At 45.0% G+C, this 19,181-nt stretch carries 20 protein-coding genes and 1 other annotated feature; of the genes, 12 read left to right on the top strand and 8 right to left on the bottom strand.

Annotated features, from left to right (window positions below):
• Positions 1-119 precede the first annotated feature (119 nt).
• Positions 120-752, bottom strand: coding sequence for a hypothetical protein (locus MHB43_RS19220; protein WP_405117728.1), 633 nt, complete (start codon positions 750-752; stop codon positions 120-122).
• Between the two features lie 204 nt (positions 753-956).
• Between MHB43_RS19220 and MHB43_RS19215 the strand changes: the two genes are divergently transcribed.
• A complete protein-coding gene (locus tag MHB43_RS19215; protein WP_405117727.1) occupies positions 957-1,658 on the top strand; it encodes a pseudouridine synthase in 702 nt (233 codons plus the stop codon).
• Between the two features lie 111 nt (positions 1,659-1,769).
• Here MHB43_RS19215 and MHB43_RS19210 read toward each other — a convergent pair whose 3' ends face one another.
• From MHB43_RS19210 to MHB43_RS19200, 3 genes are all read right to left on the bottom strand, one after another.
• The gene (locus tag MHB43_RS19210) at positions 1,770-2,669 is read right to left on the bottom strand and encodes a DMT family transporter (RefSeq protein ID WP_405117726.1); all 900 of its coding nucleotides are present in this window, start codon (positions 2,667-2,669) and stop codon (positions 1,770-1,772) included.
• The gene (locus tag MHB43_RS19205) at positions 2,666-3,517 is read right to left on the bottom strand and encodes an AraC family ligand binding domain-containing protein (protein WP_405117725.1); all 852 of its coding nucleotides are present in this window, start codon (positions 3,515-3,517) and stop codon (positions 2,666-2,668) included. Before MHB43_RS19205 ends, MHB43_RS19210 begins: the two co-directional genes overlap by 4 nt.
• 225 nt (positions 3,518-3,742) lie before the next feature.
• Positions 3,743-4,858, bottom strand: a complete 1,116-nt coding sequence (locus MHB43_RS19200) for an NADH:flavin oxidoreductase (protein WP_405117724.1) — start codon at positions 4,856-4,858, stop codon at positions 3,743-3,745.
• Between the two features lie 223 nt (positions 4,859-5,081).
• Between MHB43_RS19200 and MHB43_RS19195 the strand changes: the two genes are divergently transcribed.
• The 8 genes from MHB43_RS19195 to tyrS all read left to right on the top strand — a co-directional run bounded on the left by MHB43_RS19195 (position 5,082) and on the right by tyrS (position 12,965).
• Positions 5,082-5,663: a TetR/AcrR family transcriptional regulator gene (locus tag MHB43_RS19195; protein WP_076317587.1), complete on the top strand. Its 582-nt coding sequence runs from the start codon at positions 5,082-5,084 to the stop codon at positions 5,661-5,663.
• Between the two features lie 119 nt (positions 5,664-5,782).
• Positions 5,783-6,016, top strand: a complete 234-nt coding sequence (locus MHB43_RS19190) for a Dabb family protein (protein ID WP_405117723.1) — start codon at positions 5,783-5,785, stop codon at positions 6,014-6,016.
• 45 nt (positions 6,017-6,061) lie between these two features.
• Positions 6,062-6,841: an NRDE family protein gene (locus MHB43_RS19185; protein ID WP_405117722.1), complete on the top strand. Its 780-nt coding sequence runs from the start codon at positions 6,062-6,064 to the stop codon at positions 6,839-6,841.
• Between the two features lie 314 nt (positions 6,842-7,155).
• The gene (locus MHB43_RS19180; protein ID WP_221821715.1) at positions 7,156-8,472 is read left to right on the top strand and encodes a nucleobase:cation symporter-2 family protein; all 1,317 of its coding nucleotides are present in this window, start codon (positions 7,156-7,158) and stop codon (positions 8,470-8,472) included.
• Between the two features lie 313 nt (positions 8,473-8,785).
• A complete protein-coding gene (locus MHB43_RS19175; protein ID WP_221821713.1) occupies positions 8,786-10,255 on the top strand; it encodes a YdiU family protein in 1,470 nt (489 codons plus the stop codon).
• Between the two features lie 91 nt (positions 10,256-10,346).
• Positions 10,347-10,799, top strand: coding sequence for an Imm63 family immunity protein (locus tag MHB43_RS19170; RefSeq protein ID WP_221821712.1), 453 nt, complete (start codon positions 10,347-10,349; stop codon positions 10,797-10,799).
• Positions 10,800-10,809: 10 nt separating this feature from the next.
• Positions 10,810-11,259 carry a DUF4375 domain-containing protein gene (locus MHB43_RS19165; protein WP_221821711.1) on the top strand — a complete coding sequence of 150 codons (450 nt, stop codon included), beginning with the start codon at positions 10,810-10,812 and terminating at the stop codon, positions 11,257-11,259.
• 99 nt (positions 11,260-11,358) lie between these two features.
• Positions 11,359-11,586 (top strand) — a binding site (T-box leader).
• Positions 11,587-11,702: 116 nt separating this feature from the next.
• Positions 11,703-12,965, top strand: coding sequence for a tyrosine--tRNA ligase (tyrS, locus tag MHB43_RS19160; protein ID WP_036672932.1), 1,263 nt, complete (start codon positions 11,703-11,705; stop codon positions 12,963-12,965).
• 156 nt (positions 12,966-13,121) lie between these two features.
• On the opposite strand, the gene MHB43_RS19155 is transcribed toward tyrS, so the two are convergent.
• From MHB43_RS19155 to MHB43_RS19140, 4 genes are all read right to left on the bottom strand, one after another.
• Positions 13,122-13,400 (bottom strand): YxcD family protein, encoded by a 279-nt coding sequence (locus MHB43_RS19155; protein WP_017687903.1) that lies wholly within the window; start codon positions 13,398-13,400, stop codon positions 13,122-13,124.
• Positions 13,401-13,405: 5 nt separating this feature from the next.
• On the bottom strand, positions 13,406-13,903 hold the full coding sequence (locus MHB43_RS19150) for a hypothetical protein (protein ID WP_221821710.1): 498 nt from the start codon (positions 13,901-13,903) through the stop codon (positions 13,406-13,408).
• Between the two features lie 98 nt (positions 13,904-14,001).
• Positions 14,002-14,568 (bottom strand): PadR family transcriptional regulator, encoded by a 567-nt coding sequence (locus MHB43_RS19145; protein WP_036613540.1) that lies wholly within the window; start codon positions 14,566-14,568, stop codon positions 14,002-14,004.
• A gap of 173 nt (positions 14,569-14,741) precedes the next feature.
• Positions 14,742-15,317, bottom strand: coding sequence for a carbonic anhydrase (locus MHB43_RS19140; RefSeq protein ID WP_036613541.1), 576 nt, complete (start codon positions 15,315-15,317; stop codon positions 14,742-14,744).
• 349 nt (positions 15,318-15,666) lie between these two features.
• Between MHB43_RS19140 and MHB43_RS19135 the strand changes: the two genes are divergently transcribed.
• From MHB43_RS19135 to MHB43_RS19125, 3 genes are all read left to right on the top strand, one after another.
• Positions 15,667-17,181, top strand: a complete 1,515-nt coding sequence (locus tag MHB43_RS19135; RefSeq protein WP_221821709.1) for a carboxypeptidase M32 — start codon at positions 15,667-15,669, stop codon at positions 17,179-17,181.
• A 159-nt stretch (positions 17,182-17,340) separates the two neighbouring features.
• Positions 17,341-18,345, top strand: coding sequence for an ABC transporter substrate-binding protein (locus MHB43_RS19130; RefSeq protein ID WP_237174840.1), 1,005 nt, complete (start codon positions 17,341-17,343; stop codon positions 18,343-18,345).
• A gap of 29 nt (positions 18,346-18,374) precedes the next feature.
• Positions 18,375-19,169 carry an ABC transporter ATP-binding protein gene (locus MHB43_RS19125; RefSeq protein ID WP_221821705.1) on the top strand — a complete coding sequence of 265 codons (795 nt, stop codon included), beginning with the start codon at positions 18,375-18,377 and terminating at the stop codon, positions 19,167-19,169.
• Positions 19,170-19,181: the final 12 nt, after the last annotated feature.

Below are 19,181 nucleotides of genomic sequence, written 5' to 3'. Positions count from 1 at the left end.
TCTGTATTGATCGAGAATAGTAAAATGTGCATATATAAAAAAAGTTCCCTGTCTGAGTAGACGGGAAACGTTCTGATTAACCGTTTTATATGATGATACCTGACTTCCACGTATCGCTATTAAGCAGTCTGTACAAAGAAAATTCCATCGAATGGTGCGTAAGCAGACGCGGGACCCTTTCGCAAAAATAAATAACCATTTGCATCGGGAAGACCCAATATATCCCGATAAGGCTCAGGAAAATCTCCGGAATATATTTGACACACCAGTTGATGTTCCTCTAGCAAATGGTCAATTCCTTTCACACCGTTTGGTAAAGTGGGAGAGAAAAATGAAAATGCAGGGAACGCCTCATCGTCTAACTCCGTTTCAATCAAACGTACGCCGCTTAACGGAATGGGTGGAACGGGACATACGGAAGTAAGTGGATGCGAAGATACCGAGACATAAGTGCTTCCGGCAAGAATATTCTCGTTCCATTCCAGCTTATCTCCCGTATAGATTACCTGATCCAGAAAATATTCGGAGACGGAGTAGGTCGAGAAGACTGAGATATATTTATCTTGTGGTAAAGATGGGATATGGACCTGCTGTGAAAGTGTATTACAATTGATGGAGAACAGATGCAATAAAGGCTGACCATCAGAGTTGAGTGGCCAGTCGGAAACGTATGCAGTTTCTCCACCAATCCACATGCCAGAGTCTTGGTTGGGATCATCGGGGTCAACTGTAAATCGAGTAACTTTGTACATGAGAAACTCCTTCCAGAGTGTATTTGGGCTTTCCTATGTAACGGTGTATGTGTTTTTATATAACCATTCATTGCTTCGTTTCAGTATAAATGAGATGATGTGGAATGAAAATCAGTACAAGGTACTAACTCATTGCACGATGCGAATGAACGTACCAGCACTCTAAGAACCAGTGGCAATATTATAGATGAGAAGTGGTGACATATGCTAATTAACAAATACATAAGTGAAACGGGATTCTGCTCCCGTCGGGAAACGAACCGATTAATTGCAGCTGGGCGCATAACGATCAATGGCAGAGTATGTGAAAAAGGGGCGGATGTTGAACCACTCGATGTGGTACTCATTGATGGGAAGCAGATCCCTCGTAATGACAGCGAACCTGTCTATATTGCTCTAAATAAACCCATCGGTATTGTCTGCACCGCAGCAGAACACGTAGAGGGGAATATCATCAAATTTATGAATTATCCTTCTCGCATATTTGCCATAGGCAGGCTGGATAAGGCATCTGAGGGGTTGATTTTGCTAACGAATGACGGAGGCATTGTGAACAAGATGATGCGTTCAGAGCATAATCATGATAAAGAATATGTAGTGACTGTAGACAAACCCATAACAGACGAATTTGTACATTCCATGTCCGAAGGAGTTGAGATTTTGGACGTGGTGACCAAGCCGTGCGAAGTGTATAGGCAAAGTGAGGATGTATTTCGTATTATTTTGACACAGGGTCTCAACCTGCAGATCCGCAGAATGTGCAAAGCCTTGGGGTATCGCGTGTTGAAGCTGGAGCGCGTCCGAATTATGAATATTAAGCTCGATCAATTAGAGCGGGGCCAATGGCGTCATCTGGAGCAAGAGGAACTGGAGATTCTGATCTCTCAATTGAATGAGATAAAATGAGTTCTGCTGCATGTCAACGCAACGGTGTTCAGTCACAATAAACGTTTATAACTTAAAAAAAGAATCAGACACTAACCCCTGCCTGGATTAGTGTCTTTGTTGTTGAATGGCTTACCTTTTTCGCTCTGAAATGTAAGATCCGAGTAAGGTTAAGAACGCCCCGAGTATGGTCACCCAGGTTATCCGTTCCTGAAGAATCAGTGCAGATGACACGACAGTAATGACAGGCACCAGATAGATGTAGACACTCGTTTTGATAGCGCCAAGAAGATTAACGACTCGGTTCCAGGTCACGAAACACAACGCGGAGGCACCCAGGCCGAGGTATATAATATTGGATAGATTGGTCATATTCGTGAAGCGTCCAAGATCCCAATGGAATTCAAATAGGAACAGAGCTGGTAACATGAAGATCAGGCCATAGAAGAACACTTTGCGAGTCGCACCAGTGGTGTGATAACAAAGCTCGCCAATTTTCCGCATCAACACAGAATAAATTGCCCATACCGCGGGTGCTATGAAAGCAAGCAGATCGCCTAGCGGATTGAGTTGCAGAATGAAACTGCCGTTCAATGCGATGAGTATGATGCCGCTCAGGGCAATCCCGAATCTGATAATAAAGCGGCGAGTTAACTTTTCTCCATCCAAGAAGAAATGTGCGAGCACGGCAGTGAAGAACGGGGCAATGGAGACAATGACACCCACGTTGGAAGCTGTTGTGTACACCAGAGCAATATTTTCAATAAGAAAATATAACGTCACCCCGCATATGCCTGCTCCGATAAATAACCATTCTTCTCTGAATGAGGCGATCCGCAGTGAACGTGGATAGATCAATAACAGTGCCAAATACCCGATCAGGAAACGGAAAAATAAAATTTCTACAGGAGTGAAATCAATCAACAGAACCTTCGTAGAGACAAAGGTAGTTCCCCAGATAAGTATAGTAAACAAAGCGAGTAAATGTCCGGTAGAGGCTTTAGTGTTTTGATGACCAAGATGACTTGTCATACGATGTTAGTGGTGGTACGTTTCAACTCCGAATCATGATTGAAGATCCGTCTATATTGCTTGGGTGTCAGGCCAATCAGTTTTTTGAAAAAATTCGTGAAATGGCTCTGGTCACTGAATCCTGTCTGTGCGGCTACTTCAATCGGAAGCAGACCTTGTTCCAGCAGACGTTTGGCTTGATTAATGCGAATCGTCTCCAGATAACGGTAAGGTGATATCCCTTTCTGGCGGGTGAATAAACGCAGCAGGTGGTATTTGCTCATCTCCGTCAAATCGGTTAAATCGTTCAGCGAGATGCTCTCCATGTAATGAGATTCTATGTAATCACATATGCGTCTGATCTCCAAGGTAACATCCTGTGTGGAAACAGGCGGTTCAGCATCCGAATAATCTCGTAGCAATTGATCCAGTAGTAAGAGTAACAATTCTTCTTTGCAGAAATCCGATTGCTCCTCTAGAATCATCTGATGCAGCTCGTGCAGGGAACCCACAAGTTCACTTTGGTAGAGAACGGGGGATGTAAACCGTGGCAAGTAAGCTTGTCCAGTAATCTCTCTCGCATACTCTCGCATAACCTCAGGCTGGACATTGATACAGCGATAATCGAGGGTTCTTCCATCCACCTGTTCGCAGGCATGAGGATCATGTGGATTAAAAACAATCATGTCTCCGCTATTCAGAATGTATTCTTCGTTGTTGCAGACGAGGTGTCGCTTGCCTTGTTCAATGAATCCAATGACGTAATAGTCATGAAAATGATTGGGAAACTTCTGCATAATGCCTTCAAATTGATAAGCTTCTAGCTGTAAGTCGGTATCAAATACTACAGTCCGGACTTCCCGTGTCATGATGCACCTTCTTTCTGGTAAGTTAAGATCATTATAGGTTGCAAAGAAGGAATTTTCTTGAACGATATTGCTATTGCTCGAAGTGTTTGAACAGACAGATATCTCTAAAAACAAAATACCCGCAATCCCGGAAGGAAAGCGAGCCCTTTGCTAAGTATAGTTGATTCATGAGTTCAAGCCTATATATATGGGAGAAAAAATGTCTTGAACAATTAGTAATTGTTCTTAGTGTAACGTAGCGAGTGCTTCAGGTGTAAAAGCCTGTATCTCGGATACACGTCCTTCGCGTATTTTGGCAGCCCATGCCGGATCACCAAGGAGTGCACGTCCCACAGCTACCAGATCAAATTCCTGTTGCTCATATCGCTTCATGAGTTCGCCCATACCTGGATGTGTTGCTTTATCTGCTCCTGCTTCAGACTCATCTGGCATACCCACAGAACCAACGGTAATTGTGGTTTGGCCACTCAGTTTTCTTACCCAACCTGCAAATCCAAGATTAGATCCTTCGAACTCGGGCTCCCAGAAGCGTCGTGTCGAGCAGTGGAAGATATCTACACCTGCGTCAACCAACAAGCTGAGGAATTGTCCCAGTTGTTCGGGTGTGTCGAACAGTCTGGCTTGATAATCATCCATCTTCCATTGGGAGATCCGCATCGCAATAGGGAAATCAGGACCTACCGCAGCCCGAACTGCCATTACAAGTTCAACCGCGAATTGAGTTCGTTTCTGAAGGTCACCACCATAGCAGTCCGTTCTCCTATTCGTTGTTTTCCAGAAAAACTGATCGATTAGAAAACCGTGCGCACCGTGAAGTTCAATTCCGTCAAAACCAATACTTTGCGCATTGGCTGCTGCATCTGCATAAGCTTGAATCACAGTTGCGATCTCTGTCTCCGTCATGGGCTCACCTACTTGAGTACCTTCCATATCAACTCCCGATGGACTCAGTGAGGCAGCTTCCGGGTGTGGGTTAGATCCTGAAGGACGAACGATTCCCATGTGTAAAATCTGAGGGAAGATTTTGCCGCCGGCTTGATGGACTTGTTCGACCACTTCAGCCCAGCCTTGAAGAGCTGCTTCTCCATACATATGAGGGATTCTAGGCTCACTTGATGATGATGGATGCTCAATGGTCGCACCTTCGGTAATAATGAGTCCAACACCATGCTCGGCACGCCGACGATAATATGCAGCTACATCGGGGCCCGGGATACCATCCGGGGAGAAGGCACGAGCCATGGGGGACATGACGATGCGCGAGGACAGGGTTAACTTTGAAACGGTGTATGGTTGAAACAGAAACTCGGTAGAAATAACGTTATGTTGTTGATCACTCAAACTAAGCACCTCCATTATGTTGCACCTTCAAGCGGGTACGAGTGCAATCTTAACAAGGTCTATAGGCATGCTCAACCAACAATCGGAGCATTTTGTTGCTTAAGCGAAAGACACTGATTATTGTATGGTGTCTGTGCACTTACTTTCACTTGTTGAACAAATAACACTTATCTATAATGAAGGAGTCTAGCCAAATATTTTGTGTACAAAGGAGGATTGGGGCATGTCTGGTGTATTGTCTCCAAACTCGAATGATCCGCGTGTAATCCGCACGCGTCAATTAATTCTTGATGCGTTTTTAAACCAATTGAATCTTAAAAATTTCAACAGCATTACGATTCAAAACATTACGGAACAAGCCACAATTAACAGGGCTACATTCTACGCCCATTTTCAGGATAAATATGCATTGCTTGAAGCCTTGTTATCGGATGCTTTTATGGAATATGTAACGAAAAGGGTAGACCCGGATGCCCGGTTATCAGCCGAAACCATACAGCAGCTTATATTTTCATTATGTGATTATCACGTCTCAAGTAATGGATGCATCAAAAAATATGAGACAGTTGCGCCAATTATTGAAGAAAACATCAAGACACAGCTGGAGCAATTCCTTCTTGAATTAATGAGCAAAGTAGCGGGAGATGTAGATCCCAAAACACTGAAAATTACTGCAACCATGCTGAGTTGGTCGATCTATGGGATGACATATCGATGGAATATTGAAGGAGGGCAGGAATCCCCGGCTGAATTAGCCAACAGAGTCGTACCCTATATGATGGGCGGATTGGAATTGTTGAATTAACTTCATTTAACGAAATTGCATGACTATTCGAATGGACATGGGAGGAATAACAAGATGTTTGAACATTTGGTTGTTTTAAATTTAACGATAAAACCACGTTAGCCAAACAGCAGGATTGGGTGGATCAATTACTCGCGTTACAGGAACAAATCCCGGGGATTGTCGGGCTGACCGCAGGAATTAATGCAACGGAAGAAACGGACCGTATTCAAGGTTACACGATTGGATTGAGAGTGACGTTTGAAGATCAGGAGGCATTACGCGCCTATGGTCCACATCCTGCTCATCAGGCATTTGTAGCGTCCCTCGATGGTTGGGTGGAAGATGTAATTGTGGTTGATTATGCGATATAAGGCGCAAAATTAGAGGTTTAACCAATATAGGAGTTGAAGATTCCCATGTGTTTAATTTTATTTGCTTACAACATGCATCCAAAGTATCCACTTATATTGGGATCAAATAGGGATGAATTCTATCACAGACCTACGGCTCAAGCACACTATTGGGAAGACTATCCTCATATATTGGCTGGCCGGGATTTGTCGAAAATGGGAACTTGGATGGGCGTAACCACAGAGGGGCGTCTGGCTGCTGTCACGAATTATCGTGATCCGAATGAAGAGGTACATGCCAAGGGCTCAAGAGGAGATCTGGTTGCTGATTTTTTAAAGGGAACGTCCACCCCCAAGCAATATATGCAACATGCGGAGCAAAGTCGCAATGATTATCCTGGCTACAATTTGTTAGTGGGTGATCCTGACGACCTCTATTATTATTCTAATGTGGGTAATGTTGTGATGAAGTTGAAACCGGGAATATACGGGATTAGTAATCACTTGATTAATACAGATTGGCCCAAGTTGAAACGTGGGAAAGAAGGGCTGGAAAAAATAATCCAAGGGGAGGACGAAGCTCCCCTCACAGAACAAATATTAGGCTTGCTGCAAATGACAGATCCTTCAGTGGATGAACTTCTGCCTCATACAGGTGTTCCATTGGAATGGGAACGCTTGCTTTCTCCCATCTTCGTTAGAAGTGAGAAATTCGACTATGGGACCAGAGCTTCATCCGTTGTTCTGATGAACAGAGAAGAAGTGTTTTTTACGGAGAGGGTTCACCAGAACGGAGAAGTAATGGAGCAACGTTTTAACATCAAACCTCTTAACTCGACAAGCTGAGAATATGAAAGAAGTGATGTTCTGACATTATGCATTAACATGAATCACTGAAGTTACATCCCAAGTTCATGTTTCATTGCTTCTGAGTTTAAAGGATTATTTGAAAATTTTAGTGTCAACTAATATAACGCGACATAAACCGTTTGAGAGTACCTTTTGTATAACACGCCCAATTTTAGTTGGGCTCTTTATCTCTTATCACAATTCTATGTTATGAATCATGGAACTTCCCTGAATAGTTTATATAATGTGAATCAACATAACATGATTTTGCAGCGGTTCTGTTGATTCTAATTTCAGGGGGGCAACTTGGGATGAAAGAAACCAAAAAGATGAGAGTTTTTTCACTGGGTATTCAGCACGTACTCGCGATGTATGCGGGAGCAATTCTGGTGCCTTTGCTTGTGGGCAGAGCATTAAATCTGACTGCAGAGCAGTTGGCGTATCTGGTATCCATTGATCTGTTAACGTGTGGGATTGCAACATGGCTTCAGGCTCGAAAAGGGAAGTATTTGGGTATTGGTTTGCCAGCGGTGCTCGGAAGTTCTTTTGTAGCAGTGACACCCATGATTGCGATTGGATCGCAATACGGAATTCCTGCCATATATGGGTCGATCATCGCAGCGGGGTTGTTTATCGTCATCTTTGCCGTATTTTTTAGCAAAATCGTCAAATTGTTTCCGCCAGTTGTGATCGGTACAGTGGTAACCATTATCGGTCTTGCGCTAATCCCAACCGGCATTAAAAACATGGCGGGTGGAGCAAACAGCGAGAATTTCGGAAGTTTGGACAATTTGGCGCTTTCATTTGGTGTATTACTGTTCATTCTAATCCTGAATCGATATGCTCGTGGTTTTGTTAAATCCCTGGCTGTTCTCCTTGGTATTATTGTGGGAACCCTCATCGCAGCCATCATGGGAAAAGTGAATTTTGCCTCTGTACAGGAAGCCTCCTGGTTCCATTTGCCTCAACCCTTTTACTTTGGATGGCCTACCTTCGAAATAGGCCCAATCATTACAATGATTATTGTAGGTACGGTGGTTATCATCGAATCAACAGGTGTATTTATGGCTTTGAGCAAAATCTGTGATCAACCGATCAACGAAAAAGATCTGGCACGGGGATATCGCGCAGAAGGTCTCGCGTTTGTTCTAGGTGGCATATTCAATGCCTTTCCATACAATACATTTGCTCAGAATGTCGGTTTGGTTCAGCTCTCCAAGGTGAAAACGACCAATGTGGTGGTTGCAGCCGGAGGTATTCTAATCTTTCTGGGACTCATTCCGAAGGTAGCTGCTTTTGCAACCATTATTCCAAGTGCTGTCCTCGGAGGAGCGACTGTTGTCCTGTTTGGAATGGTCGTCTCATCCGGGATCAAAATGCTACAAAACGTCGACTTTGGCAAACAATCCAATCTATTGATCGTGGCTTGCTCCGTTTCACTTGGGCTCGGCGTTACTGCTGTACCCGACCTGTTTGCCCAGCTTCCTCAAAGTATTCGGATTATTGTTAGCGATGGTATTATCACGGGAAGCCTGTCAGCGATCCTGCTTAATGTCTTCTTTAACCTTGCTTTGAAAAAAGAGAGCTTGCCAGTACAGCCTGTACAGGCTCAAGAAGCACACACGTAATCTTTGTAATAACAGATGTGTCATCTGGTAGTAAGAGGAATAGATCCAAGAGGGTTTTCTGGGAAGTGGAGTGAAAGACACTGATTCCACTTGGCAAAGAAATCTCTTGGATTTTTTTGTGCTTACGATTCATGAGGAATGCAAAAGGCATGCAAATATGCTAAAGTTTCATCAAGAACATTTTAGATGTTCGTTTAAGTCAACAACATCTTACATTGAATTTCCATGCGACTACATAAATGAGCATTGGTTCACAAGGCTACAATATAACCAAGGGATATCCCTGGGGTACAGAAAAGGAGTTGTGATCACCATGCAACAAGAAACATTGAACAAAGGGTGGAACTTGGAGAATAGTTATGCGAAGTTACCGCAACCCTTTTTTACAAGTCAGGGCGCAGTGCCTGTTGAATCACCAAAGCTGATCATTTTCAATCGACTGCTTGCATCCAGCCTAGGACTGGATGTGGAGTCTCTTGACAGTGATGAAGGAGCGCAAATTTTTGCAGGTAATTCGATTCCGGAAGGAGCCGAGCCTTTGGCTCAGGCCTATGCAGGACATCAATTTGGCAATTTTAACATGCTTGGAGATGGACGTGCTTTGCTGCTGGGTGAACAGATTACGCCACAGGGCGAGCGAGTGGATATCCAGCTCAAAGGATCAGGAAGAACACCCTACTCCCGTGGGGGAGATGGACGTGCTGCTGTAGGGCCCATGTTGCGTGAGTATATTATTAGTGAAGCGATGTATGCACTGGGTATTCCAACGACACGCAGTCTGGCGGTGGTATCAACAGGAGAAAACATTATCCGTGAAACAGAGCGGCCGGGTGCCATTTTAACCCGGGTGGCTTCCAGTCATATCCGGGTAGCAACCTTCCAGTATGCAGCCAGATGGGGATCTATCGACGATCTTCGGGCGTTGGCTGATTATACGTTGCATCGACATTTTCCTGATGTTGCCCAAGCTGAGAATCGCTATCTTTTGCTCCTTCAGGAAGTAATTAAACGGCAGGCGGCACTCATTGCCCAATGGCAGCGTGTTGGTTTCATTCATGGCGTGATGAACACGGATAACATGGCGATCAGTGGTGAGACCATCGATTATGGTCCGTGCGCCTTTATGGATGCTTACAATCCTTCAACCGTATTTAGCTCCATTGACAGGCAAGGTCGCTATGCTTATGGTAATCAACCGTATATTGCGGGGTGGAATTTGGCTCGTTTTGCCGAGACGCTTCTGCCGTTGCTGCATGAAGATGAAGAACAGGCCGTGCAACTCGCTCAGGATGCTATCGCACAATTTTCTGAATTGTACCATCATCATTGGCTCAAGGGAATGCGTGCCAAACTGGGCTTGTCCGATGAAGAGGCCGAAGATGAAGCGTTGATCAAGGAGCTTCTTGAACTCATGGAAAAGCATAGTGCAGATTACACCAATACGTTCCTGGCATTGACCTTTGATAGGTTGGAAGGGACAGCTTTGTTTGGCACGGCAGAATTTGCTGAATGGAATGAGCGGTGGCAAGCAAGATTGGACAGACAGCAAGGGGCGAAGGAAGTCTCTCGGGAGTTGATGAGAACGAACAATCCAGCCGTCATTCCCCGCAATCATCGGGTTGAGGAAGCCCTTGAGCAAGCGGAGAACCACGGAGATCTTAGCGTGATGCAGAAGCTTTTGGCAGTTCTTTCAGATCCGTTTGCGCACTCACCTGAGCAGGCTGAATATGCCGAACTACCTGCACAATGCAATACTTCGTATCAGACTTTTTGTGGGACCTGATTGAACAGTATGGAATGAAGAGGCTGCCTTGGGCAGCTTTTTCATTTTTTCATTCTGTCATCGACGTTACTTTATAGAGGCAGGTGCATTCATGTCCAACATGTTAAGCAAACAACAATTGGCAGACATCCTTTTACAGCTTTTAGAGCGTACATCTTTCCCTAGGGAACAGATGCAGAACTATGTTAACCGCTTGTTTGAGAGCTTTAAGTGGGATGGGGTGCCTTATGTAGAGGCTGAAGAAGATGCGTATATCGTTCGAATATACGAACGTGGTCTCGTTTCATTGGAGAAACGGGTGAAACAGCCGGATGAAGTCATCTATTGGGTGCTGGAGGATATTATTTTCACCGCGACGCATGTAGGATTGTTGGAACGAAATGGCGTGGATAATAAAGAGACGCATTTGAACTATACAAATGAAGTGATGAAGGACCTGAACAGGGGTGTTCAGGAAGCCTTCCAGCAGATCGGTGATCCGTATTCACATTGGCATCAGGCGGGTAAACGTCAGGAGTTGGAGAGCATGCATAAAGAAAAGTGAGGTGTGTTACATGAGCGAGCAAGATATTAATGATGTATGGTATGACTTTGCTGTGTTATTTGTCGAAAAAAAGAATGAATTTGAACAGGGCTGGGCTTCGTTGACTTCGAACGAGCAGGACATTGCTGCTTTATGGCTGTTAGAGGCGGATGTCTTTAATGGCGGTTTTATACAGTTTTTCTGCAACTGGGGGGAAGAGGTATACCGTTACGCGTTGCGGGCATTACATATCATTGATGCGACTCAAGTCGTGGAGATTATAACGTCAGCATATGGCTGCATTGAGCACTTGAAAGAGGATGAAAGGCTTACTGAACTATGGGATATACCTAAATTCCTGACAAAGGAACAAGAGCAGCAGTTAGATGCGTTAGATCTGCAGTTTTGGAACAATGAGGATCAGGTCGCGGAGAAAGCGTATGGTTATTATCACGGAAAATTGAACATGATGATTATATAATCTGGTTTCAACTGTGCATCCGTGGTTCAGTTCAAAGATTGTATACTTGGTCTTGCAATGACTGAAACGTTCGGCTATACTTGCTATAAATTGAATACATGAATCACGTTGATAGAGCGCAGTAGCGGCTTTGTCCCTGTTACAGAAAGTCAGGGGTTGATGGAACCTGATACATACAAGGGCTGCGAATTACACTCTGGAGTACTTGGGTAATGCCAAGCGGATGGGCAAACGATATATTGCCAAAAGTGGTATGGATAACGTGTTAAGCTCACGTGTTGTCCATGCAATTTGGGTGGTACCACGGTTATGATAATCGTCCCTGTGTCTAATGAAGACAAGGAGGCGATTTTTTTGTGTCCAAAAAAGCCGTTCCAGCGTGTAATTTCGTATTTTAACGTAGATCATGACTGAATCTTGAGGATAGAAAAGGGGTTATACACATGAATATTATTGATGAACTACAGTGGCGTGACGCCATTAACCAGCAGACAGATGCAGAGGGACTGCGTGAGTTGACCGAAACCAAATCAATCTCATTGTACTGCGGCGTTGACCCTACGGGGGACAGCATGCATATCGGACATCTCATTCCATTCATGATGCTGAAACGTTTTCAACTGGCAGGACACCGTCCAGTCATTCTGATTGGTGGAGCTACAGGAACGATTGGTGATCCAAGTGGTCGGCAGGCTGAGCGTTCTTTGCAAACGATGGAGCAAGTGCAGGAGAATGTGGATGCACTGACAGCGCAGATGAAGAAGTTGTTCGTAACAGACGGTGATAATCAGGTTCGCATGGTGAACAACTACGATTGGACACACAAAATCAATGTGATTGAATTCTTGCGTGACTACGGCAAAAACTTTAACCTTAACACAATGTTGGCTAAGGATGTGGTTGCGAGCAGATTGGAAGGCGGAATCTCGTTCACCGAGTTTTCCTACCAGATCCTTCAATCACTCGACTACCTGCACCTGTTCCAGAACGAAGATGTACAGCTTCAAATCGGTGGTTCGGATCAATGGGGTAACATCACAAGTGGTCTTGATCTGATTCGTAAAAAAGAAGGATCTGAAGCGAAGGCGTACGGTCTGACCATTCCACTCATGCTCAAATCCGACGGTACCAAATTTGGTAAAACAGCTGGCGGCGCAATCTGGCTTGACCCGAACAAAACAACACCATTTGAGTTCTACCAGTTCTGGGCGAATACAGATGACCGTGATGTCATTAAATACTTGAAATACTTTACTTTCCTCAGCAAAGAACAAATCGAAGCTTTGGCTGAAAAGGTAGAGACAGAGCCGCACAGACGTGAAGCACAGAAAGCACTCGCGGAAGAAATGACAAAATTCGTTCACGGCGAAGAAATGCTCGAACAGGCTAAGCGTATTACAGCGGCGCTGTTCAGTGGTGATATCCGTTCCCTGACAGCAGATGAAATCGAGCAGGGTTTCAAGGAAATGCCAACATTCGAAACGGACGGGGAAGCGAAAAATATCGTCGACTGGCTCGTAGATCTGGGGTTGGAGCCATCCAAACGCCAGGCGCGTGAGGATGTCACTAAAGGCGCGATCTCCATGAACGGTGAGAAAATCACGGAGCTTGAATTCACAGTGTCGGCAGAGCATGCCATTGGCGGTAAATTCATCATTATCCGTAAAGGTAAGAAGAACTACAGCCTGGTTAAACTTCAATCGTAGTTTCCAAGAATTAGAACGTAACACAGAGACGTATAGAGACTACAATAGACGCACAAATAGAGCTACAAATACAGAAACAAAAAGACCGCCTTCCATCTCTGTCAGGCGACAGAGGGGAGGCGGCCTTTCGTATATCAGGCCAGTGAGTGACCTATCTTATTGATTAACGATCGCTGTGATTTCTTCATCCAGATCAAGTCGTACATTCTCACGGTACGCCCGGATGTTGTATTCACTGTGCAGGTAACGAAGAATCGCTTCAATCATATTGGACTCCACCAGATATTGACTACGGCCTTGAATCCAAACTTCAGCGGAATAACCTGTATCTTCTTCCCAACTCAGTTCTACATTCACATCGGTTGGACGTACACCTTTACGTTCTGCCATATGAATACAGATTGCATTCACAATTTCATCCATGCTCAGAACCATAGAGATTAGTACCGTCCATTTCTGTTATGGTCATCATCACGATCATTGCGACGGTCATAACGACCATCCGCTGCAGGTTTGCGACGATTGGAGATGGCTCTGAAGAGTGCCATAGCCAGCATAACAATCAACATAATTGCTGCAACGTTCACGAGCAATCCAAGGATGTTACCCAGAGCGCCCATGCCACCGAACAATCCGCCAAACATCATACCAGCAAGACCACCAAGCATCATGCCTTTCATGAATCCGCCGCCACCGCCGAAGAATCCGCCACGGTTCGTTGTAGCTGCTCCATTGCTGGAATTGTTATTCGTATTCGATTTGCTTACATTGCTGTCGGATTTCTTAGGTGTATTGCTATAACTTTTTGTACCGGATTTGAATCCGCCACCGCGTCTTGCATCTGCAGAATCCGGATTCGCTACTCCCACTGTTGCGAACAATAATGTAAAGGCCATAAATACCATCATTAGATGTTTAACTCCGAATTTTTTCTTCATTGTAAAGATCGTAACCCCCCGATTAATTTGTTTGAATCGCCCAAAAATGGACCTTACTCATGTAATACGGTCAACTTGCAGCAACGTTTCAAATTTTATTAAATTTCTGAAACGCTTGGACTTGGGTCTTGAATTGCAGCTTGGCCATCAAGCAATTGGGTAACCCAATGACACCATTCCAGGCCTGTTTGTGCGTGCATCAACCCTTTTTGTACCAGGATGTAGCTTCCAAAGTCTCGGTTGCCTACACGAAGATTATCCTGAGGTATACGTGACTTCAGATCCTCGAAATAACGTATGCGTTCCATAAACCAGCTTTTACGCTCGTTAAGAATGCGTCTCATGCTTCCGTCTTCCGCTATGCCAACACACAAAATACGCAAATTAAATTCATCGCGTGTAACAGGTGCGGTAACAGGAGTAATCATCCATTCCAAGAGCTTTTCAATGCCTTTTTCCGTAACTGCGTACATTTTCTTGTCCGGTTTGTCAGACTGTTGTACCCAGCGGGAGGCCAATAACTCATCGTTTTCCATCTTGGACAGGAGTGGGTAGATCTGGCTGTGTTTCGCCTGCCAATGTGGCTGGATTTTCAGCATCAGATCATAGCCCGATGACTCCTCGCGGGTGAGCAGCCCGAGCAATCCGTAGGAAAGTATGTTCATGCACATGTCTCCTTAATATTAGGGCTAGGTCAGAGAGAACAATCGTTTTTACTTTCTTTGACCGCTTTCATAAAAAGTGTACACTGAAACTGTATGGTTTGACAACCTGACAGAACAACTGCCTTAATTTAGACAAAAAAAGTGCGAACCATAAGGTCCGCACTCCAAACCATTTAGAGAGATGCCTGTTGTCCATACCCCTCAGCGACAAGATCAAGCTCACCTGTGGCAGAATCGATAACCATGCCGTGGACGGGTACATTGGGAGGAAGTAATGGATGCTTTTTGATCACTTCCACAGTATGTTTTACCCCTTCTTCAACGCTGTCAAACCCACGCAACCATTTTTGTAAACGGATGCCCGAATTCTCCAGAGTAGTCATGACTTCTTCCGATACACCACGCTCTACCATATGTCCAATCATGGTCTCAGCGTGAAGGGAAGCCATACCACATTCCGTATGTCCCACTACCAGGACTTCATCTGCACCCAATTCATAGATGGCGACAAGTACACTACGCATTACACTCCCGAAAGGCTGAGAGATAATTGCGCCTGCGTTTTTGATGATTTTCACATCGCCGTTTTTCAAGTTCATAGCCTTGGGCAGCAATTCCACCAGACGTGTATCCATACAAGTGATGATAACCATCTTTTTGGTTGGAAACTTGCCAGCCGTATACTTTTCGTATTCTTTGGTCTCGACAAATGATTTGTTGTAAGTCAAAATCTCTTGAATGTTGTTCATGTCCATTGCCTCCTGTTATCCAATACGACGAGCACGGCCACTTGCATATGATGCAGCTTGTCCTACGCGCCTTTGCTTTAATAGTATTTCACGGTCAGCAGATGGCATTACTCCAACCCTTTAGAGGTTGTTCAAAAAGTCCACTTTTGATTACGAATCATGCCTGAGGGCATCATCAGCATCGAAGTTGAACGCCATTTCTATCTTCTCGGTAATGAAAATCAGACTTTTTGAACACGTATCTTAAGGAGAACAATGCAATTTTCATCTGTTAAAAGTTGATTATACGCAATGCAAAAAGTATCATCAATAGGGTATAACATTTTTTTTGAAGAGGTGAACGATAACAATGGATAAACAAACACAGGAACATTTGGAATCCTTCCGTAATCTGGCTCGTAAAATTAAGAGCTATCATGAAGCCATTGGTTTGCTTCACTGGGATCTGCGCACAGGTGCGCCGAAAAAAGGCGTTCCGACTCGTTCGGAGACGCTGGGTATGTTGTCCACCGAAGCATTCAAGCTGCAAACCTCGGCTGACATGAAGACTTACCTGGATGCATTAACGACTCCAGCAGTATTGGAACAGCTCGAAGATATAGATCGTCGTCTGGTTGAAGATTGCAAGAAAGAATATGATCGCAGTCAGTCTGTACCACCTGAGAAAGTACAAGCCTATACCGTGCTCACGGCCAAGTCCGAAACTGCATGGGAAGATGCCAAGCATAACAGTGATTTTGCAGGGTTCTCCCCATATCTGACAGATATCGTTAAGCTCAAACAGGAGTTTATTGATTATTGGGGTGTGAAGGATACACGTTATGATACGCTGCTTGATATGTATGAACCGGATCTGACGGTTGAGAAAGTGGATGCTGTGTTCGCCCGCCTCAAAGCACGTTTGGTGCCTCTACAAGAGAAGATTAATGCTTCAGAAAACAAGCCCAATACAGCGTTCCTGAATCAGTTGTTTGACACCAAACAGCAGGAAAAATTCAGTCTGTTCATCCTGGAACAAATGGGCTATGACTTTGAAGCTGGACGATTGGACGAGAGTGTTCATCCTTTTGCAACGGGTCTTAACCCGGGTGATGTGCGGATCACAACACATTATCTGCAAGATGATGTAGCAAGCGCAGTCTTCAGTTCACTGCATGAGGGCGGACATGCCCTGTACGAGCAAAATATTGATGACAGTCTGGCGGGTACCCTACTTGCCGAAGGAACGTCCATGGGGATTCATGAGTCCCAGTCCCGTCTTTGGGAAAACATGATTGGTCGCAGCCTGCCATTCTGGACACGTTATTACAAAGATTTGCAGCAGCATTTCCCGCAACTGAGCGAGGTTGAACTGGAAGATTTCTATCGTGCAATCAACCGGGTGGAGAGTTCACTCATTCGGATTGAAGCGGATGAACTGACCTATAACCTGCATATTATTATCCGATATGAGATTGAGAAAATGTTATTCAACGATGGTCTGGAAGTGAAAGACCTGCCGGAGACCTGGAATGCAAAATACAAGGAATACCTCGGTATTATGCCAACGAATGATGGAGACGGCGTTCTTCAGGATGTTCACTGGTCTGGTGGTGACTTTGGTTACTTTGCTTCGTATTCTCTGGGTAATATGTATGCAGCTCAAATTCTACATACATTGCGCAAGGAAATGCCGGAATTTGATACCTTCATTGCCGAAGGTAATCTGATTCCAATTAAGGAATGGCTTACAGACAAGATCTACCAGTATGGTAGAAGTCGCACACCTTCCGAATTGATTGTTGCCGTAACGGGTGAAGAATTGAACCCGGATTATCTGGCCGATTATCTGGAAGCCAAATACGCCGAGATTTACAAGCTGTAGGTATCCCATATATACCATATTGAATAACATTTCGAAGAGCTGAAGAGTCGGGCATTATTGCCCGGCTCTTTTTTGCATTTAAGTTCTTAACCTTTTGTTGGGCATCGGCATATCCATAATAGAGAGAAACTGCTGAAACCAGTGAAGGAGGGAAACAACATGAAATACACGCCATGGTTCGTCCGGGGCATCGTTATTCTGCTGATTATCATTGTGGCGCTCACCAGCTGTAATAAGGAAGAGAATGAAGCCAAGATTACGATTGGCGAAGTGACTCGTTCGGTATTTTACGCACCGGAATATGTGGCTGTGGCTCAAGGTTTTTTTGAGGAGCAGGGACTTGAGGTGGATATCCAAACGACTGCTGGTGGTGACAAAACGATGGCGGCATTACTCGCAGGTTCGGTGGATATCGCACTGGTAGGAGCAGAGACGTCCATATACGTCTATCAGCAGGGGGCGGAAGATCCGGTCATTAATTTTGCCCAGCTCACCCAGACGGATGGTACATTTCTGTTCGCTCGTAACACAGAAGATAGCTTCGATTGGGAGCAACTGAGGGATTCCACATTTCTCGGTCAACGCAAAGGCGGCATGCCGCAAATGGCAGGGGAGTTCGCACTGAACAAACATGGCATTGATCCGCAAAGTGATCTGGAGCTGATTCAAAATGTGGATTTTGCCAACATTGCGTCTGCTTTTGCCTCAGGCACGGGAGATTATGTTCAACTGTTTGAACCCCAGGCATCGATCTTTGAACAAGAAGGTCGGGGCAAGGTTGTTGCATCTTTTGGAACAGAAAGTGGTCTTCTGCCTTACACCGGCTTCATGACGAAACAGAGTTATCTTAACGACAATAAGGATATCGTACAGAAGTTTACGAATGGTCTACACAAAGCGCAGGCATGGGTGGATTCCCATACGGCTGAAGAGATTGCTGAAGTCATTTCTCCTTTTTTCAAAGACATCGATCCAACCATTTTGGTAAGCAGTGTGAACCGTTATAAGGAACAGGGCAGCTATGCAACGGATCCGATCATTGATGAGGAAGAGTGGAACAATCTGCTTGATGTCATGAGTGCCGCCGGAGAGTTGAAAGAACGCGTGGATTTGAATGCTATTGTGGATAATGCCTATGCGGAAGAAGCTACGAAATCAAAGTAATGGGGTATTCAGGAAAGGAAGTGAGCAGAATGCCTGAATCCGAAAGTGTGATCCGACTGGAGGGGATCTCTCAAGTATACGTCAGCGAGCGGGAAGCTTCCTTGGTGATTGAGGACTTGAGTCTGGAGATCCAAAAAGGAGAGTTCGTCAGTCTGGTTGGACCGAGTGGATGCGGTAAAACGACATTGTTGTCGATCATCGCCGGGCTGCTCACACCCACCCGAGGAGAGGTTAAGGTTAAAGGCAAACTCGTTGGCGGCCCTTCAGCACAGATTGGTTATATGCTTCAACAGGACTATCTGTTTCCATGGCGGACTATTCTGGATAATGCATTGATTGGTCTTGAACTGACAGGCAGAATGGATGAACGGAGCCGTGAGCGTGTACGGGAACTGCTGGTAAGTATGGGGTTGGCCGGAACGGAGAATCAGTACCCTTCAGAGCTTTCAGGAGGCATGAGACAGCGAGTAGCCCTGGTGCGCACGCTCGCAACCGACCCAGGGATTTTATTGTTGGATGAACCATTCTCCGCACTTGATTATCAAACCAAGCTGCAATTGGAGGATCTGGTCTCGGACACGTTAAAACAGTTTGGCAAAACATCTGTTCTCGTCACCCATGATTTGTCTGAAGCCATTGCGGTTAGTGACCGCGTCATTGTGCTTGATCGTAATCCCGGCCGTATCCGTCGTGAGTTTATTATCCCCGATGGAATTCGGAAGGCTCAGCCGTTTCATGCCAGGGAGCAAGAAGGATTCAATGCGTTGTTTCAGGCGTTATGGAGTGAACTGGATCAGCCCGGGGGAGGTGAGGAAGACGCGTGAATCCAATGAATC

Origin of the sequence: Paenibacillus sp. FSL H8-0317 (assembly GCF_045040685.1) — a bacterium.
Classification (GTDB): domain Bacteria; phylum Bacillota; class Bacilli; order Paenibacillales; family Paenibacillaceae; genus Paenibacillus.
Note: the sequence above shows the minus strand (reverse complement) of the source record. Positions and strands in the feature narration are given on the sequence as shown.

What these genes read in the sequence shown, in the direction of transcription:
- MHB43_RS19220 (WP_405117728.1), bottom strand. Translation starts at nt 752, where the DNA reads ATGTACAAAGTTACTCGATTTACAGTTGACCCCGATGATCCCAACCAA.
- MHB43_RS19215 (WP_405117727.1), top strand. Translation starts at nt 957, where the DNA reads ATGCTAATTAACAAATACATAAGTGAAACGGGATTCTGCTCCCGTCGG.
- MHB43_RS19210 (WP_405117726.1), bottom strand. Translation starts at nt 2,669, where the DNA reads ATGACAAGTCATCTTGGTCATCAAAACACTAAAGCCTCTACCGGACAT.
- MHB43_RS19205 (WP_405117725.1), bottom strand. Translation starts at nt 3,517, where the DNA reads ATGACACGGGAAGTCCGGACTGTAGTATTTGATACCGACTTACAGCTA.
- MHB43_RS19195 (WP_076317587.1), top strand. Translation starts at nt 5,082, where the DNA reads ATGTCTGGTGTATTGTCTCCAAACTCGAATGATCCGCGTGTAATCCGC.
- MHB43_RS19185 (WP_405117722.1), top strand. Translation starts at nt 6,062, where the DNA reads ATGTGTTTAATTTTATTTGCTTACAACATGCATCCAAAGTATCCACTT.
- MHB43_RS19180 (WP_221821715.1), top strand. Translation starts at nt 7,156, where the DNA reads ATGAAAGAAACCAAAAAGATGAGAGTTTTTTCACTGGGTATTCAGCAC.
- MHB43_RS19175 (WP_221821713.1), top strand. Translation starts at nt 8,786, where the DNA reads ATGCAACAAGAAACATTGAACAAAGGGTGGAACTTGGAGAATAGTTAT.
- MHB43_RS19170 (WP_221821712.1), top strand. Translation starts at nt 10,347, where the DNA reads ATGTCCAACATGTTAAGCAAACAACAATTGGCAGACATCCTTTTACAG.
- MHB43_RS19165 (WP_221821711.1), top strand. Translation starts at nt 10,810, where the DNA reads ATGAGCGAGCAAGATATTAATGATGTATGGTATGACTTTGCTGTGTTA.
- tyrS (WP_036672932.1), top strand. Translation starts at nt 11,703, where the DNA reads ATGAATATTATTGATGAACTACAGTGGCGTGACGCCATTAACCAGCAG.
- MHB43_RS19155 (WP_017687903.1), bottom strand. Translation starts at nt 13,400, where the DNA reads ATGGTTCTGAGCATGGATGAAATTGTGAATGCAATCTGTATTCATATG.
- MHB43_RS19150 (WP_221821710.1), bottom strand. Translation starts at nt 13,903, where the DNA reads ATGAAGAAAAAATTCGGAGTTAAACATCTAATGATGGTATTTATGGCC.
- MHB43_RS19145 (WP_036613540.1), bottom strand. Translation starts at nt 14,568, where the DNA reads ATGAACATACTTTCCTACGGATTGCTCGGGCTGCTCACCCGCGAGGAG.
- MHB43_RS19140 (WP_036613541.1), bottom strand. Translation starts at nt 15,317, where the DNA reads ATGAACAACATTCAAGAGATTTTGACTTACAACAAATCATTTGTCGAG.
- MHB43_RS19135 (WP_221821709.1), top strand. Translation starts at nt 15,667, where the DNA reads ATGGATAAACAAACACAGGAACATTTGGAATCCTTCCGTAATCTGGCT.
- MHB43_RS19130 (WP_237174840.1), top strand. Translation starts at nt 17,341, where the DNA reads ATGAAATACACGCCATGGTTCGTCCGGGGCATCGTTATTCTGCTGATT.
- MHB43_RS19125 (WP_221821705.1), top strand. Translation starts at nt 18,375, where the DNA reads ATGCCTGAATCCGAAAGTGTGATCCGACTGGAGGGGATCTCTCAAGTA.